The sequence below is a fragment of the Novosphingobium sp. BAM6 genome, assembly GCF_057784955.1.
In genome coordinates this window covers 1,722,653-1,737,565 of sequence record NZ_JBYNTR010000001.1, presented here as the reverse complement: position 1 = coordinate 1,737,565, position 14,913 = coordinate 1,722,653, and the positions used below count along the sequence as shown (strand labels likewise).

Sequence of the window (14,913 nt, the reverse complement as noted above, 5' to 3'; positions counted from 1 at the left end):
AGGTCATCCCGGCTCAGCCGTGCAAGGCCCGGTGAAGGGGCGCACGGCTAAGCGGGGGCGACAGGTTTCGCGTCGCGATGATGGTGGGGATCGACCGCAGGCCAGCGCATCCCATCACGACGACAGGCGAAAGCCGTCGCGGCGATGATGGCCGCAAATGCGGGTGGCGTGAAGATGTGCCGGAATTAAAAAACCGTCAGAAGAAGATCTTTCGGGAAATCCAGCACAAGTGTGACGTTCAGCGCCGCGTGCTTTTCAGCGACATGCGCACATCGTCGGGTTACTCCTGATCAAGACGCGGCGGTCGGCACGATGCCCCGCTCTCGACTTCATCTTGTCTGCCACTGTTCATAGACGAATCGAAAGCACCTTCCCAGCGAAACCGGATATCTGCGAGTCGATTGCATGTGATAGAGTGGATGCGAAGACAGAAGAGGGAGAACGCGCGATGCAGGTCATGGTCGTGGTCAAGGCCACCGAATTCAGCGAGGGCGACCCGCCGCTCGATCCCGCGATGATGGCGGCGATGGGCGCGTTCAACGACGAGCTGGAGAAGGCGGGCGTTCTGGTGATGGCGCGCGGTCTGCGCGCCAGTTCCTATGGCCGCCGCGTCGCCTTCGATGGTGAGGCGCGCGAGGTGATCGACGGGCCGTTCACGCCCGCAGAGGAACTCGTCGCTGGCTTCTGGATCTGGAACGTCGCCGATCTCGACGAGGCGACGGCGTGGGTGAAGCGCTGCCCCAACCCGATGCCGGTGCCCAGCGTGATCGAGATCCGCCCGTTCTACGAAATCGGCCGCCCGGTGGGTTGACCCGCTTTTACCCGTCCAGCCGCGGCAGATAGTGGTCGCCGCGGGCGATGGCCTTGAACAGTTCGCCCTCGCGGCGAACCAGCAGGACTTTCTCGCCGGTGACGAAGCGCTGGTCGGCGCTGTCGGGCTCCAGCATGACATGGTGCGCCTGCCCATATGTGTCGATCACGCGGGCGCGCGCCGGGTTGCCGGGGCTGGCGGTGCCGACGACGATCTCGCCCTCGCGCCCCACAAGGCTGCCGACATGGATCGCGCTGGTCTCGTCGCTCGGCAACAGGTGCGCGAGCGGGCGCGAGACAAGGCCGGTGGCGGGAAGCGCGGCGATCCCGGTCAGCGGGCCGACGATCCACGCGGTCAACGGCTGGCCGGTCAGCGAGAGCAGCAGCCCCTGCGCGCCAAGGCCGATCAGTCCGAACAGCGTGAGCAGCAGCATCAGCCAGACGAGGAACGGCACGCGGCCCAGCCCGATCAGCGAGAGCAGTCCGGCGTCCACAGGCATGGCGTGATCGCTCCCGGCATGCGCGTCGAGCTGGCCCCCGATCTGGGCATCGATATGGCTCCCCAGAAGGTCCGCCGCACCGGCGACCTGCAACAGCGCCAGCATCAGCATCAGCCCGATCGCGGCGGTGAAGGGCAGGCTCTGGGTGAGCCCGAGCAGCTCAAGCATCGGAGGCACCCGGCGTCGGGCCGGGTATCGCGGCCGGTGTCGAAGTCGGGGCGGTAAGCCGCGCTTCGACATACTTCGTCTCCAGGAACCGCCCGCGCGTGGCCAGCGCGTCGAGATCGCCCTGCGAGAGGTCCAGGCTCATCGCCTCGATCTCGTCGGCGATGGTGCCAAGGCCCTCGACCAGCTGCGCATCGGGGGTGCTGCCCGCGTGCGCCTTGCCGCGCAGTGAGGCGGGAATGCGGGTATAGCTGTCGACCAGCGCGGGCAGATGCTCGGACAGCAGCTTGCGTACCTCGCGCGCAGCGGGGCCGTTGGCATCGAGCGTCTGCAACTGCGGTTGAAGCTGCTCCAGCCGCACACCGATCATGTCCACCGCGTCGAGCGCAGGCGCGGGCAGGGCACGGCGACGGCTCTCCAGCCACAGCTCGGTGCTGGCGGCGAGTTCGGCGAGTTCGGCAGAGCCCAGCTGGTCGGCACGCGGGCGCGGGCTGGGCGGATAGAAGGCGAGCACGGCGAAGGCGACCATCGCCAGCAGGATCGCCAGCAGCGTGGTGGTGAACGGCAGCCCGCCCATCACCAGCGCGGCCACGAACGTTGCCAGCACGATGGCGGCGGCGGCGAGGAATGCGCGGCGCAGCCGCCGCATGCGGTGCGCCCAGCGCGCGCGGCGGGCCTGCTCCAGCCGCATCGCCCGCTGGCGACGGGCGGCGCGCACGATCTCCTTCTTCACGCTGATATCGCGTCCCGATGCCATCGCGCTCAGTCCAGCGCCTCCAGCATGGCGCGCGCGGCCTTGCTGTCACCGCTGGCAGCAGCGTCCGAAGCGCCCTGCGCGCGGGCGATATAGGCGCGCGACTTGCCGACTTCGCCTTCCAGCGCCGTCACCGTCTGCTTCATCGAATCGAGCGCCTGCAGCTTGAAGGTGTCGATCGAATCCATCGTGTCGTAGATGTTCTGGAACGCACGGCTCAGCGTTTCGAGCGGGATGGTCGCGGCGGCGGCCTGCTCGTGAATGCGCGCGGTGTTGTCCTTGAGCATCTGGCCGGTCGAATCGATGATCTTGGCGGTGGTGGTGTTGAGCGCGGTAATCTGGTCGAGCACGAGCCGCTGGTTGGTCAGCGCCTGCGCCACGGTAACGGCAGTGCGCAGCGCGCCGACCGTGGTGGTGGAGGCGCGGTCGACACCCTTGATCAGCTCGACGTTGTTCTTTTTTACCAGATCGAGCGCGAGGTAGCCCTGCACCGTCACCGCCATCTGGGTGAGCAAGTCCTGCGTGCGCTGGCGCACGTAGAACAGCGCGCTCTCGCGCACCGCCTTGGCCTTGGCCGGATCGGTGTGATCGAGGTCGTTGGCCTTGCTCTCCAGCGTCTCGTCCAGCGTCTTGGACATGTAGATCATCTGTTCGAGCTTGCCCATGGCGGCCCACAGGTTCTGCCGCTCGACGTCGATGGCGGCATTGTCCATCAGCAGCTCGTCCTTGCCGCCCTGAAGACGGGCGAGGATGGCGCTGATGTGGCTTTGCGAGCTTTTGTAGCTGTCGAAGTAGTTGCGCAACTTGTTGCCCATCGGGATCACCCCGAAGAGCTTGCGCGGCGCGGTCAGGTTGCCCTTGGTCGAGGGATCGAGATCCTCCACCGTGCGGCGCAGTTCGGCAAGGTCGGCACCCACGCCGTTGTCCTTGTCCATCGCGCGCACCGGACGGTCGAGGAAGCGGTTCGACTGACCCGCCGCCTCGGCGATTTCCTTGCGGCCCATGTTGGTGATCTGGTCCACCCGGCGGCCGAATTCGGGCGAGGTGGCGTCCTGCGCGATCAGGTCATCGACGAAATCGTCGACGCGGGTCTGCAGCTTGGACTTCTGATCGTCGGAGACGGGGACGAGGCCTGCGGCCTTTTCGGCGCGGATCACCGGCACCGGATCGGGCGGGGTCAGCGTCAGTTCGGCTTCCGGTGCCTGCGTAGCGGAAGTGTCGGCCATATCGTGTCGTCCCAAGTCCCAGAGCCCATACCCCGAGCGGCATGTGCAATTGCGAGAGCGAATCTAGGATCGCCCCGGCGGCTGCACAAGCAAAACAGGAAGGAACGGCGAGCCTATTTCGACGGAAGGCCGGTAAAGGCCGACGTGCGACGTGCGCGGCGTCGGCCTTTGGAGATCGGCGATTACTCGCCGAGATTGCCGTGCATGCGCCCGATCAGCGACAGGAAACGGTCGAAGTCGGTCTTGGTGAAGCCGCGGATCGCCTGGTTGTAGACCGGCGAGGACAGTTCGCGCGCCTTGACCAGACGGGCAGCGCCGTCTTCGGTGATGGTCACTTCGGTGACGCGTGCGTCATAACTGGCGGCGGCCAGCGAGACGAGCCCCGCCATTTCCATGCGCTGGACGATTCGCGTCATCGTCGAGAGCGGAATGACGGCCTTCTGCGCGATCTCACGCACGCCCCGAGGCGATTTTTCGCCCAGGATCATCAGCACGCGCCAGCTTGGGATGTCGAGGTCGATCGTGCGAAGTCGTTGCTCGATCAGGCTGTTGTACCGGCTGGCCAACCTGATGAGGCGATAGAACGGGTAATTCGCAAGCTCGAACTCCGGTGTGACCGGATCCCCCAGTACTCGATTATCCAAGTGTTTCCCTCCTGTTGGCCTTGGCTCCAGTGCCCCCACCGAACCAAGCGCCAAAGCCCTAAGATGGTTCCTTCTGCAACGAAATACCGGCCTTCGCCAAGGAAAAAATGTGTCAGAGTGTCGAGTCGTACTATCTGGTACGGTTATCGCGACGGAAACCAACCTGAACACGGCATGACCGGGAAACATTGCGGCAACAATTGCGAAGTCGAACCTTATTTTCGGCAATCAGGCCTATCGCGGGGCGATGGATGGCATAAGCGCGCAATCCTGTATAAGGGCGCGGCCATGCTGCGACTTTCCGACCTCATGCTGCCGCTCGATCATTCGGGCGAAGACCTCGACCGCGCCATCTGCGAGCGCCTCGGCATCGCGCCCGAGGAACTGCTGCGCGTGATCGTCGCCCGGCGCGGCAACGATGCGCGGCGCAAGAGCGCGATCAAGCTGGTTTATACGCTCGATCTGCATCTGGCGGACGAAGCCGCGGTGCTCGCGCGTCACGAGGGCGACCAACATGTGCGTCCGACGCCGGATACCTCCTACAGGTTCCCCGTCCGCGCGCCCGAGGGCTGGGACGGCCCGCGTCCGGTGGTGATCGGCGCGGGGCCGTGCGGGCTGCTCGCGGCGCTGATCCTGGCGCAGATGGGGCTGAGGCCGATCATCGTCGAGCGTGGCAAGGCGGTGCGCGAACGGACGAAGGATACCTGGGGGCTGTGGCGCCGCTCGGTGCTCGATCCCGAAAGCAACGTGCAGTACGGCGAGGGCGGCGCGGGCACGTTCTCGGACGGCAAGCTCTATTCGCGCATCAAGGATTCGCGCCATCTCGGCCGCAAGGTGCTGACCGAGTTCGTCAAGGCGGGCGCGCCGGACGATATCCTCTACGAAGCGCACCCGCATATCGGCACGTTCCGTCTCGTCACCATGGTAATGTCGATGCGTGAGACGATCGAGCAGCTGGGCGGCGAATATCGTTTCAGCACCCGCGTTGAGGATTTCGAGATCGAGACGGACGAGACGGGCGAGCGCCGTCTGGCCGCGCTGGACCTCTCGAACGGAGAGCGGCTGGAAGCGCGCCACGTCATCATGGCGATCGGCCATTCGGCGCGCGATACCTTTGAAATTCTCCACGAACGCGGCGTCTATGCCGAGGCCAAGCCGTTCGCCATCGGCGTGCGGATCGAGCATCCGCAAAGCTGGATCGACAAGGCGCGTTACGGCGAGTGCGCGGGCAACCCGATCCTCGGCGCGGCGGCCTATGCGATTTCGCATCAGGCGAAGAACGGTCGCACCGTCTATTCGTTCTGCATGTGTCCCGGCGGGCGCGTGGTTGCCGCAACCAGCGAGGAGGGCCGCGTCGTCACCAACGGCATGAGCCAGTATTCGCGCGCCGAATTTAACGCCAACTCCGGCCTCGTCGTCGACGTCACGCCCGAGCGCGATTTTCCGGGCGGCCCGCTCGAAGGGCTCAAGCTGCAACGCCGGCTGGAAGAGCTGGCCTATGTGGCGGGCGGATCGAACTACGATGCGCCGGGGCAGACGCTGGGCGATTTCCTCAAGGACCAGCCCTCGACCGCGTTCGGCGTGGTCGAGCCCAGCTACAAGCCCGGCGTGAAGCCCACCGATCTGAGGCAGGTGCTGCCACCCTTCGTGATCGAGGCGCTGCGCGAGGCGATCCCGGTGTTCGGCCGCAAGGTGCCCGGCTACGACCACCCCGACGTGGTGATGACCGGCGTCGAGACGCGTACCTCCTCGCCGGTGCGCTTCACGCGCGGCAAGGATCTGCAGAGCCTCAACACGCGCGGGCTCTATCCTGCGGGCGAGGGCGCGGGCTATGCGGGCGGCATTCTCTCCGCCGCCGTGGACGGCATCCGCGTCGCCGAAGCGCTGGCGCTCGATCTGTTGGGCGAGACGGCGGACATAGAGGCATGAGCCGGTCCTACGATGCGATAGTGCTGGGGGCAGGCGCAGCCGGGCTGTTCTGCGCGGCCACCGCCGGGCAGCGCGGCAAGCGCGTGCTGCTGCTCGACCATGCCGAGCGGGTGGGCAAGAAGATCCTGATCTCGGGCGGCGGGCGCTGCAACTTCACCAATATCCACACCGCGCCCGATCGCTATCTTTCTGCCAATCCGCACTTCGCCAAGTCGGCGCTGGGGCGCTTTTCTCCGCGCGATTTCCTGGCGCTGGTGGAGGCTTACGGCATCGCCTGGCATGAAAAGACGCTGGGCCAGCTGTTCTGCGACGGCTCGGCCCGCCAGATCGTCGACATGCTGCTGGAAGAATGCGCGAAAGGCCACGTCGACGTGCGCTGCGGCGAGGCGCTGGGCGGTGTCGAGCACGGGGACGGCCTTTATCGCGTGACCTTTGGCGCTGACGTGTTCGAGGCCCCCGCACTGGTGATCGCCACGGGCGGGCCTTCCATCCCGAAGATGGGCGCGAGCGGCGTGGCCTATGACCTCGCCCGCCAGTTCGGCCTGAAGGTAGTGCAGCCGCGCCCGGCGCTGGTGCCGCTGACGCTGCCCGGCGACGAGGCGCTGTTCCGCGACCTTTCGGGTGTCGCCACCGAGGTCGAGATCGTCTGCAACAAGGCGAAATTCCGCGAGGCGGCGCTGTTCACGCATCGCGGCCTGTCCGGCCCGGCGATCCTCCAGATCTCCAGCTACTGGCAGCGCGGCGACACGCTGCATACACGTTTCCTGCCCGATCGGGCGCCCGGCTGGCTGATCGAGGCCAAGCGCGAACGCCCGCGCACAGGTTTTCGCAAGGTGCTGGGCGAGGGGCTGCCCGACCGTCTGGCCGAAGCGCTGTGCGGGCGTCTGGGCATCGAGGGCGAGATGGCGGGCCTGACCGACAAGGCCCTGCGCGCCGCCGAGGAGAAGCTCGCGCGCTGGCCTTTCGTGCCCGATGGCTCGGAAGGCTATGCCAAGGCCGAAGTCACCGCAGGCGGGATCGACACCGCCGGCCTGTCCTCCAAGACGATGGAGGCGCGCAAGGTACAGGGGCTCTATGCCATTGGCGAGGCGGTGGACGTCACCGGCTGGCTGGGCGGCTACAACTTCCAGTGGGCCTGGGCCAGTGCGCGAGCCGCAGGCGAGGCAATCTAAGGCGCGCCCGAGCTGCGGGCGAGACGATCAGCTCTGATTTACCGCTGATGTGCAGAGCGGAGCATCGCACTGTCCTGCATCATCGCTTGACCAATTGGATCCAATGAGATCTATTGGATCCAATTCTCGCGAGGCCGATACGAGTCCGCGAGTGGGAGAGCGATAATGACCCATGACACCCTGATCCGCCCGCAAACCGTCCCGGCCGATACCGCTGCTGCTGCCAGAGCCGAAGCGCTCGCCCCTGCGCCGTGGCCGCGCGATGCCTGGTACGTTGCCTGCACGCCGGACGAGATCGGCGGCAAGCCGCTGGGCCGCACGATCTGCAGCGAGCAGATGGTGATCTTCCGCAATGGCGCGGGCGAGGTCGCGGCGCTGGAGGACTTCTGCCCGCATCGTGGTGCGCCGCTGTCGCTCGGCTTCGTGCGCGAAGGGCAACTGGTCTGCGGCTATCACGGGTTGGCGATGGGCTGTTCCGGTCATGCCGAGGCGATGCCGGGCCAGCGGGTGAAGGGCTTCCCGCCGATCCGCAAGTTCCCGGTCATCGAGCGCTATGGTTTCGTGTGGGTCTGGCCCGGCGATCCGGCGCAGGCGGACCCGGCCAAGCTGCACCATCTGGAATGGGCCGAAAGCGCGGAATGGGCCTATGGCGGGGGGTACTATCACATCGCCTGCGACTATCGCCTGATGGTCGACAACCTGATGGATCTGACGCACGAGACCTATGTGCATGCCTCCAGCATCGGCCAGAAGGAGATCGACGAGGCCCCGGTGAAGACCCGCACCGGCGAGGATGAGGTCATCACCGAACGTTACATGGAAGGGATCATCGCGCCACCGTTCTGGGCGATGGCGCTGCGCGGGGCGGGCCTGCCCGACGATGGCCCGGTCGACCGCTGGCAGGTCTGCCGCTTCTCGCTGCCCAGCCACGTTATGATCGAGGTGGGCGTCGCGCTGCCGGGCCATGGGGGCTATGACGCGCCCAACGAACACAAGGCCTCGAGCGTGGTGGTGGACTTCATCACGCCCGAAACCGAAACCTCGCACCACTATTTCTGGGGCATGGCGCGGCGTTTCGCCGTGGCCGACGAAGGCATGACCGATGCCATTCGCGCCGGGCAGGCGAAGATCTTTGGCGAGGATCTGGAGATGCTCGAGCGTCAGCAGGCGAACCTGTTGCGCTATCCGGAACGCCGCCTGCTCAAGCTGAATATCGATGCGGGTGGCGTGCGATCGCGGATGATGATCGACCGGGCGATCGCGGCGGAGACGGGTGGACAAGAGGCGCCGACCGAAGCCAGCGCCGCCTGAGACTTGCCCTGACACTTGCGCCGGGTTGGCGCTCGCCTATGACCGCGTCATGACTTCGCGCATGAAACCCGGCCAGCATGTCCTCGTCTCGCTGCGCCGGATGATCCTGTCCGGCGAACTGCCCGATGGCGAGCGGATTGCCGAGATCCCGACCGCCGAGGCGCTGGGCGTCTCGCGCATGCCGGTGCGCACGGCGCTGCGGGCGCTGGCGCAGGAAGGGCTGGTGGTGCCGCTGGGCGCGCGCGGTTATGCGGCGCGCCAGCCTTCGGAGGACGAGATCGAGGGCGGCGTCGAAGTGCGCGGCGTGCTGGAAGGCCTTGCCGCGCGGCGTCTGGCGGACCGGGGGCTGTCCGAGACCGAGGCCGAGGCCTTCGCTGCCTGCCTGTCCCGGGGGGAGGCGATCTTTGCCAAGGGGTGGCTGGACGATGCCGATCTCGACGCCTTCCACGGCTACAATCTGGCGTTTCACGAACTGCTGATCGGCGCTTCGGGCAATCGCGCCATCGAAGTGGCGCTCGCTCGCAACGATCATCTGCCGTTCGCCTCCGCCGCCGCGCTGGCGCTCGACTGGGCGGATCGCGAGGCCGAATACGTGCACCTGCTTGCCGCGCACCGGGGCCACCGCGAGGCGATCGCAGCGATCCTTGCGGGCGATGCCGAGGGTGCCGAGGCGGTGATGCGCCGCCATGCGCGCATGGCGATGGGCAGCGCACGCCTGTTCGCAGGCAGGCTCAAGCAGCGTTAGATAGACGCTAGATCAGCGATAGAGCTGCGGGAGCGTCTGGCGCAGGCGGGCGATCTTGGGCAGGTCGTAGCGGCGGATGTAGCTGTCGGTCGGGTGGCGCTGGAGATAGTCCTGATGCCATGTTTCCGCCGGATAGAACGCGGCGGTTTCGATCGTCGTGGCCAGCGGCTGCGGGAAGACGTGGGCGGCGTCGATCCGGGCGATATAGGCCTTGGCCAGCGCGGCCTGCTGTGGGCTCTGCGGGAACACGGCGGAGCGGTAGGATGGCCCCCGGTCGGGGAACTGGCCGCCGCGCTCCGTCGGATCGTGTGCGACCTGGAAGAACACGCGCAGCAAGGTGCCGTAGCTGACTTTGGCGGGATCGTAGACCACGCGCACCGCCTCTGCATGGCCGGTGCGTTCGGTGGAGACGGCGCCGTAGTTCGCGGACTGGCGTGTACCGCCTGCATAGCCCGCAGTCACGTCGCGCACGCCGCGAACGTGCTGGAACACGCCTTCGACACCCCAGAAGCAGCCGCCTGCGAACACCGCGACCTGCTTGCCCGAGGCAGCGGGTTCGGGCGGCGGGGCGGGGAAATTGCCGCCGGGCGTCGCAGCGCTGGCGACAGTGCCCAGGGCGGTGCCGATGGTCAGGGTAACGGCGGCAATCGCAGTCTTGGCAGGCATGGAGGGTACTCCGGTCAGCCCCCGGAACCTGTCATGTCGGAAGCGCGGGGCCGTTCGACAAGGCCCGCGCGCCTTTCATCTTGCCCGCGTGGTCGCGCGTTCAATCAGCACGGGCGTGGTGATCTCGCTTTGCGCACTGCCGCCGCCGATCAGCGCCGTCAGCTTGTCGACCATCAGCTTTGCGCCCAGCGCGATTTCCTGCCGGATCGTGGAGAGCGGGGGCGAGGTATGCGCGGCGAGCGGCAGGTCGTCGAAGCCGACGATCTGGATCTCGCGCGGGACTGCGCGGTTGAGCCCGTGCAGGCAGCGCAGCGCTGACATCGCGATGAGGTCGGACGCGGCGACGATGCCGTCGATCTCGTAGAGCGGTTCGGACAGCGCGGCCTGGATCAGCGGGTCCATTTCCTCACCGGCAAGGCGCGCGGGGATATGGACCAGCGGCACGCCTGCCGCCTCTGCCGCCGCCCGGGCGCCGCGATGGCGCATCTCGATCTCGATGCCTTGCGTCACGCCCATGAACGCCAGCTTCTTCGCGCCCGAGGCGATCAGGCGTTCGGCGGCGAGGCGCCCGCCCAGCTCGTTGTCGGTGCCGACGGTAACGTGGTGCTGCCCCGCGCGGTGATGGCCCCAGACCACCATCGGGCGATAGCTGCGCGAAACCTGCTCGATCACCTCCCACTGGTCCGACTGGCCGATCACCAGCACGCCGTCGACCATGCCCGAACCGGTGATCCGCTCCAGCCAGTCCGATGTGCCGTCGGGGATCGTGCGGCTGAGCATGAGGTCATAGCCGCTCTCGGTCATCGCGTCGGCCAGATGGCCCAGCAGGGTGAGGAAGAACGGGTCGGAAATCTGCTGGCGCTTCTCGTGGCCGAGCGGGATGACCACGCCGATCACCCCGGTACGGCGGGTGCGCAGCTTGCTGGCCATCTGGTTGGGGCGGAAGCCGTGTTCGCGCGCCATCGCCTGGATGCGCTCGCGGGTTTCGGTGTTGACGAGTTCCTTGCCGGCCAGCGCCCGTGAAACGGTGCCTGCCGATACGCCCGCCAGCCTGGCGAGATCCGCCAGGGTGCGCACATGTACGGGGTCTTCCTGTCCATCTTCGCCGGACGCACCCCTGCTATCTTTTTCGATCATGTGTTTTCAGCCTCTCCTGCAAAGACCCTTAGCACTGCCTTGGGCGCGGGGGGAAGGGTGTGTCGAACAGGATGTGTCACAGCGTTCCGACCGTACCTTGCGGGCCCTGCACGAAGCGCGTGGCCAGCGCGCCTGCCAGCATCAGCAGCCCTGCCAGCAGCAGGACATGGCGCGGGTCGTCGGTCAGCACCGGGTGGAACAGCAGCGGCAGCGTCAATGTCTCGATCAGCATCGGCACGACGATGAACAGGTTGAACAGGCCCATGTAGACGCCGTTGCGCTCCGGCGGGATGCAGCCAGCCAGCACGACGTAAGGATTGCCCATCATGCCCGCCCAGCACAGCCCGATGCCCAGCGCGGCCAACGCCAGCACCGGCAGCGAGCCGCTCTGCGACAGCGCGATCATCGCCCCGCCGCCCGCGCACAGGCACACGATGTGCATCGCGCGCGGGCCATGGCGGCGCACCAGAGGGATCATCAGGAGCGCTGCCAGAAACGCCACGAGGTTGTAGGCCGCACCCAGCTGTTGTGCGGTCAGCGTCGCGGCGCGGAAGGCGGGCGAATGCGCGGGCACCGCCCCGTAGAGACCGCGCGCCAGTGCATGGGCAATGTACTGCCAGTAGGCGAAGATCGCATACCACTGGCACAGCATCGGCAGCATCATCTGGCGCATAGTGCGCGGCATCTGCACGCAGGCGGCGAGCAGTTCGTGAAACGGCGCCGCGATGCTGCGCGGTAGTGCATCGAGCCGGGCGCGCTCGGCGTCGTCCGGCGGCAGTTCGGGCACCCGCAGCACCGACCACACGATCGTCGCCAGCGAGATCACCGCGCCCAGCACGAACGCCACCCGCACCACTGCCGGAATGTCGTTTGCATCGAGCAGGTTGCGGTCGATCACCGCAGTCAGCAGCGAGGGGGCGAGATAGGCGAGCGTCTGGGCAAGGCCGGTGAACGCGCTCTGGGTCAGGAACCCGGCAGGGCGCTGCTCGGGCGAGAGCCGGTCGGCGACATAGGCGCGATAGGGCTCCATCGTTACGTTGTTGGCGGCATCCAGCAGCCACAGCAGGCTCGCCGCGATCCACAGCGCGGGCGAGAGCGGCATCGCGAACAGCCCGGCCGAGCACAGCAGTGCGCCGATCAGGAAATAGGGCACGCGCCGCCCGAAATGGCTGCGGGTGCTGTCGCTCAGCGCGCCGATCAGCGGCTGGACGATCAGGCCTGTTACCGGCCCGGCGACCCACAGCAGCGGCATCGTCGCCTCGCGCGCGCCCAGCGCGGCATAGATCGGCGCCATGTTCGCCTGTTGCAGTCCGAAGCTGAACTGCAGCCCGAAAAAGCCGAGGTTCATCTCGACGATCCGGGCCAGCGGCAGCTTTGGGCGTGTGAGTTTTGCTTGCATGGTTTCGAGGCCCCCCGCCCGGTGGTCCAGCAGGGCGATGGTACACCGGTTCTCCTGCTTCCCGCCAGCATCCTCTGCGGACCATTTTGAGCGCGATTTGTCTGTAAAACGATTGCATCATCGGTTAGTCGTGCCCGCAAAACGGGAGAGTGAAGAATGGACGAGCCAGTGTCATGGCGCGCAGCCCTTGGTGGTATGGATGACCCCTTTGATATTGATGACCGGCCTATAGGTATTCGCGCGTGACGGCGCCGCTGCGGTGGACGGCGCACGACCTGTCGGGACTGGCGGCGGGCGGTTTCGACCGCGCGCCGGTGATCGCGGCCTCGGATGTTTCTCGAGTCGATCCGGCGCTGGACGTGTGGGACGCCTGGCCGCTGGCCGATGTTCGGGGCAGGCCGGTGCCGTGGCGCGGGGGTGAGCTGTGGTTCGCGCTGACCGCGCCTGCGCTGGACGATCCCGAAGCGCGCCACGGCGTCGCGCGCATTCACCACTATCATCGCATCGACGGGGCGTTCCTGCCGCTGGGGCCGACCTTCTCGGACGGCTTCACGCCGGGCAGCCGCGAATGGTCCGGTTCGGCCCGGTGCGACGAGGCGGGGCGCGTGACCTTGCTGTTCACGGTGGTGGGCCAGCAGGGGGAGCAGGGGCTCTCGTTCCGCCAGCGCCTGTTCGCTGCCGAAACCATGCTGCGCGAGGCCAGCGATGGCGCGGCGTTCGGGGCGTGGACGAACCTGCGCGAACTGGTCGCGCCACAGGACGAGTTCTATCTCAGCGGCCATCACGCCAGCGGACGCGCGGGCGAGATCAAGGCGTTTCGCGATCCGGCCCTGCATCGTACCGCGCAGGGCGAGGAGTACCTGCTGTTCACCGCATCCTCGGCGCGTAGCGACAGCGCGTTCAACGGCGTGATCGGTCTGGCGCGCCGGGACACGGATGGCCGTTTTCACCGCCTGCCGCCGCTGGTCGATGCCAGCGGGACGAACAACGAACTGGAACGTCCGCACATCGTCGCGCATGGCGGACAGCTCTACCTGTTCTGGTCGACCCAGCGCCACGTCTTTGCGCCGGGCATTGCTGCACCGACCGGCCTTTATGGGGCTGTAGCGAGCCGGATCGAGGGGCCGTGGACCTTGCTCAACGGTCACGGGCTGGTCTTCGTCAATCCGACCTGCGAGCCGTTCCAGGCCTATAGCTGGTGGGTCCTGCCCGACCTCTCGGTCGCCAGCTTCGTCGATTACCGGGGACTGGATGATAGCGCTGCCATCGAAAAACCCGCAGGGCGCGCCCACTTCGGCGGCGGGTTTGCTCCCTTCCTGCATTTGGCGCTTGATGGACCCCGTGCGGGTCTGGCACAGGCGCGCTCGTGATGCATGAACTGGCCGGTATCGAAATGGGCGGCACCAAGACCATCGTGGTCCTGGGACGGCCCGGACACATCCTCGAACGCGAGGAGTTCCCGACGACAACGCCTGACGAGACGCTGGGCCGCGCGGCCGGGCTGATCGCCGGATGGCAGAGCCGTGTGCCCATTGATGCCGTGGGTATCGGCGCGTTCGGACCGATCCGGGTCGCCACCACGGCGGCGGATTACGGCGTGATGCTCGATACGCCCAAGCCGGGCTGGCAGGGCGCGCCGGTCGTCACGATGATCGCCGATGCGCTGGGCGTGCCGGTGGGGCTCGATACCGACGTCAACGCGGCGGCGCTGGCCGAGCACCGTATCGGCGCCGGGCAGGGCTGTGGCTCGCTGGTCTACCTGACGATCGGCACCGGCGTCGGCGGCGGCATCCTGATTGAGGGCGAGCCGATCCACGGCATGCTGCATCCTGAAGTCGGCCACATGCGCTTGCGCCGCGCGCCGGGCGACGCCTTCGCCGGGGCCTGCCGCTTTCATGGCGATTGCGTCGAAGGCCTTGTCAGCGGCCCCGCGCTCGCCGCGCGCTTTGGCTGCCACCCTGCCGAGATACCGGTCGATCATCCCGGCTGGGACGCGGTGGCGCAGGATCTGGCCGAGCTGTTCGCCGGGCTCATCATGTCGCTTTCGCCGCAGCGCATCGTCGTGGGCGGCGGCGTCAGCCAGCGCCAGCCGCACCTGCTGCCCGCCGCGATAGCGCGCGTGCCCGCGCTGCTGGGCGACTATCTGCGCGATTGCGACCCGGCCACACTGGAGGCACTCGTCGTCCCGCCGCTGCTGGGTAACGATGCCGGGCCGACCGGTGCGCTGGTAGTTGCCGAGCGCGCGCTGGGCTAAGCTTTAGGCTGAGGCTTTGGGCTGAGGCCTTCGTTCCTCTCCCGATTGCATTTCACGCAGTTGTAATTTTGTTGCTTTTCGAGCGCGGATCGCTGGGTTAGGACTTGGCGGTCCGGACACGCCCTGCGACCCGCCAGCTTCCAGCATGCGGTCCGCGCTGCCGTGTCCGCCCGCTTCCTTTGCGGGAGCGGCCGAAGCTGC

General features: G+C 67.1%; 15 protein-coding genes. 8 read left to right on the top strand and 7 right to left on the bottom strand.

Annotation, left to right across the window (positions count from 1 at the left end; all coding sequences use genetic code 11):
* The first annotated feature begins 77 nt into the window (after positions 1-77).
* Positions 78-290, top strand: coding sequence for a hypothetical protein (locus AC3EC3_RS08045; protein ID WP_488489060.1), 213 nt, complete (start codon positions 78-80; stop codon positions 288-290).
* A 158-nt stretch (positions 291-448) separates the two neighbouring features.
* Positions 449-811, top strand: a complete 363-nt coding sequence (locus tag AC3EC3_RS08040; RefSeq protein WP_488489059.1) for a YciI family protein — start codon at positions 449-451, stop codon at positions 809-811.
* Positions 812-818: 7 nt separating this feature from the next.
* Here AC3EC3_RS08040 and AC3EC3_RS08035 read toward each other — a convergent pair whose 3' ends face one another.
* The 4 genes from AC3EC3_RS08035 to AC3EC3_RS08020 all read right to left on the bottom strand — a co-directional run bounded on the left by AC3EC3_RS08035 (position 819) and on the right by AC3EC3_RS08020 (position 4,099).
* Positions 819-1,478 carry an OB-fold-containig protein gene (locus AC3EC3_RS08035; RefSeq protein WP_488489058.1) on the bottom strand — a complete coding sequence of 220 codons (660 nt, stop codon included), beginning with the start codon at positions 1,476-1,478 and terminating at the stop codon, positions 819-821.
* Complete coding sequence (locus AC3EC3_RS08030) at positions 1,471-2,232, bottom strand: hypothetical protein (RefSeq protein ID WP_488489057.1); 762 nt, start codon at positions 2,230-2,232, stop codon at positions 1,471-1,473. The genes AC3EC3_RS08035 and AC3EC3_RS08030 overlap by 8 nt, the downstream gene beginning before the upstream one ends.
* Before the next feature lie 5 nt (positions 2,233-2,237).
* Positions 2,238-3,455: a toxic anion resistance protein gene (locus tag AC3EC3_RS08025; RefSeq protein WP_488489056.1), complete on the bottom strand. Its 1,218-nt coding sequence runs from the start codon at positions 3,453-3,455 to the stop codon at positions 2,238-2,240.
* 182 nt (positions 3,456-3,637) lie between these two features.
* On the bottom strand, positions 3,638-4,099 hold the full coding sequence (locus tag AC3EC3_RS08020; protein ID WP_260924421.1) for a MarR family winged helix-turn-helix transcriptional regulator: 462 nt from the start codon (positions 4,097-4,099) through the stop codon (positions 3,638-3,640).
* Positions 4,100-4,387: 288 nt separating this feature from the next.
* Here AC3EC3_RS08020 and AC3EC3_RS08015 point away from each other — a divergent pair, with 288 nt between their 5' ends.
* The 4 genes from AC3EC3_RS08015 (at position 4,388) to AC3EC3_RS08000 (ending at position 9,256) form a co-directional block, all read left to right on the top strand.
* Entirely contained in the window at positions 4,388-6,028 is a 1,641-nt protein-coding gene (locus AC3EC3_RS08015; protein ID WP_488489055.1) for an NAD(P)/FAD-dependent oxidoreductase, read from the top strand.
* Positions 6,025-7,200 carry a BaiN/RdsA family NAD(P)/FAD-dependent oxidoreductase gene (locus AC3EC3_RS08010; protein WP_488489054.1) on the top strand — a complete coding sequence of 392 codons (1,176 nt, stop codon included), beginning with the start codon at positions 6,025-6,027 and terminating at the stop codon, positions 7,198-7,200. The genes AC3EC3_RS08015 and AC3EC3_RS08010 overlap by 4 nt, the downstream gene beginning before the upstream one ends.
* 165 nt (positions 7,201-7,365) lie before the next feature.
* Positions 7,366-8,511, top strand: a complete 1,146-nt coding sequence (locus AC3EC3_RS08005) for a Rieske 2Fe-2S domain-containing protein (RefSeq protein WP_488489053.1) — start codon at positions 7,366-7,368, stop codon at positions 8,509-8,511.
* A 49-nt stretch (positions 8,512-8,560) separates the two neighbouring features.
* A complete protein-coding gene (locus tag AC3EC3_RS08000; protein ID WP_488489052.1) occupies positions 8,561-9,256 on the top strand; it encodes a GntR family transcriptional regulator in 696 nt (231 codons plus the stop codon).
* A gap of 12 nt (positions 9,257-9,268) precedes the next feature.
* Here AC3EC3_RS08000 and msrA read toward each other — a convergent pair whose 3' ends face one another.
* From msrA to AC3EC3_RS07985, 3 genes are all read right to left on the bottom strand, one after another.
* The gene (msrA, locus tag AC3EC3_RS07995; RefSeq protein WP_488489051.1) at positions 9,269-9,922 is read right to left on the bottom strand and encodes a peptide-methionine (S)-S-oxide reductase MsrA; all 654 of its coding nucleotides are present in this window, start codon (positions 9,920-9,922) and stop codon (positions 9,269-9,271) included.
* 75 nt (positions 9,923-9,997) lie between these two features.
* Positions 9,998-11,059 carry a LacI family DNA-binding transcriptional regulator gene (locus AC3EC3_RS07990; RefSeq protein ID WP_488489050.1) on the bottom strand — a complete coding sequence of 354 codons (1,062 nt, stop codon included), beginning with the start codon at positions 11,057-11,059 and terminating at the stop codon, positions 9,998-10,000.
* A gap of 76 nt (positions 11,060-11,135) precedes the next feature.
* Positions 11,136-12,458 (bottom strand): MFS transporter, encoded by a 1,323-nt coding sequence (locus tag AC3EC3_RS07985; RefSeq protein WP_488489049.1) that lies wholly within the window; start codon positions 12,456-12,458, stop codon positions 11,136-11,138.
* 242 nt (positions 12,459-12,700) lie between these two features.
* Here AC3EC3_RS07985 and AC3EC3_RS07980 point away from each other — a divergent pair, with 242 nt between their 5' ends.
* Positions 12,701-13,828, top strand: coding sequence for a glycoside hydrolase family 68 protein (locus tag AC3EC3_RS07980; RefSeq protein ID WP_488489048.1), 1,128 nt, complete (start codon positions 12,701-12,703; stop codon positions 13,826-13,828).
* Positions 13,828-14,712, top strand: a complete 885-nt coding sequence (locus AC3EC3_RS07975) for an ROK family protein (RefSeq protein ID WP_488489231.1) — start codon at positions 13,828-13,830, stop codon at positions 14,710-14,712. Before AC3EC3_RS07980 ends, AC3EC3_RS07975 begins: the two co-directional genes overlap by 1 nt.
* The last annotated feature ends 201 nt before the right edge of the window (positions 14,713-14,913 follow it).

What these genes read in the sequence shown, in the direction of transcription:
- AC3EC3_RS08045 (WP_488489060.1), top strand. Translation starts at nt 78, where the DNA reads ATGATGGTGGGGATCGACCGCAGGCCAGCGCATCCCATCACGACGACA.
- AC3EC3_RS08040 (WP_488489059.1), top strand. Translation starts at nt 449, where the DNA reads ATGCAGGTCATGGTCGTGGTCAAGGCCACCGAATTCAGCGAGGGCGAC.
- AC3EC3_RS08035 (WP_488489058.1), bottom strand. Translation starts at nt 1,478, where the DNA reads ATGCTTGAGCTGCTCGGGCTCACCCAGAGCCTGCCCTTCACCGCCGCG.
- AC3EC3_RS08030 (WP_488489057.1), bottom strand. Translation starts at nt 2,232, where the DNA reads ATGGCATCGGGACGCGATATCAGCGTGAAGAAGGAGATCGTGCGCGCC.
- AC3EC3_RS08025 (WP_488489056.1), bottom strand. Translation starts at nt 3,455, where the DNA reads ATGGCCGACACTTCCGCTACGCAGGCACCGGAAGCCGAACTGACGCTG.
- AC3EC3_RS08015 (WP_488489055.1), top strand. Translation starts at nt 4,388, where the DNA reads ATGCTGCGACTTTCCGACCTCATGCTGCCGCTCGATCATTCGGGCGAA.
- AC3EC3_RS08010 (WP_488489054.1), top strand. Translation starts at nt 6,025, where the DNA reads ATGAGCCGGTCCTACGATGCGATAGTGCTGGGGGCAGGCGCAGCCGGG.
- AC3EC3_RS08005 (WP_488489053.1), top strand. Translation starts at nt 7,366, where the DNA reads ATGACCCATGACACCCTGATCCGCCCGCAAACCGTCCCGGCCGATACC.
- AC3EC3_RS08000 (WP_488489052.1), top strand. Translation starts at nt 8,561, where the DNA reads ATGACTTCGCGCATGAAACCCGGCCAGCATGTCCTCGTCTCGCTGCGC.
- msrA (WP_488489051.1), bottom strand. Translation starts at nt 9,922, where the DNA reads ATGCCTGCCAAGACTGCGATTGCCGCCGTTACCCTGACCATCGGCACC.
- AC3EC3_RS07990 (WP_488489050.1), bottom strand. Translation starts at nt 11,059, where the DNA reads ATGATCGAAAAAGATAGCAGGGGTGCGTCCGGCGAAGATGGACAGGAA.
- AC3EC3_RS07985 (WP_488489049.1), bottom strand. Translation starts at nt 12,458, where the DNA reads ATGCAAGCAAAACTCACACGCCCAAAGCTGCCGCTGGCCCGGATCGTC.
- AC3EC3_RS07975 (WP_488489231.1), top strand. Translation starts at nt 13,828, where the DNA reads ATGCATGAACTGGCCGGTATCGAAATGGGCGGCACCAAGACCATCGTG.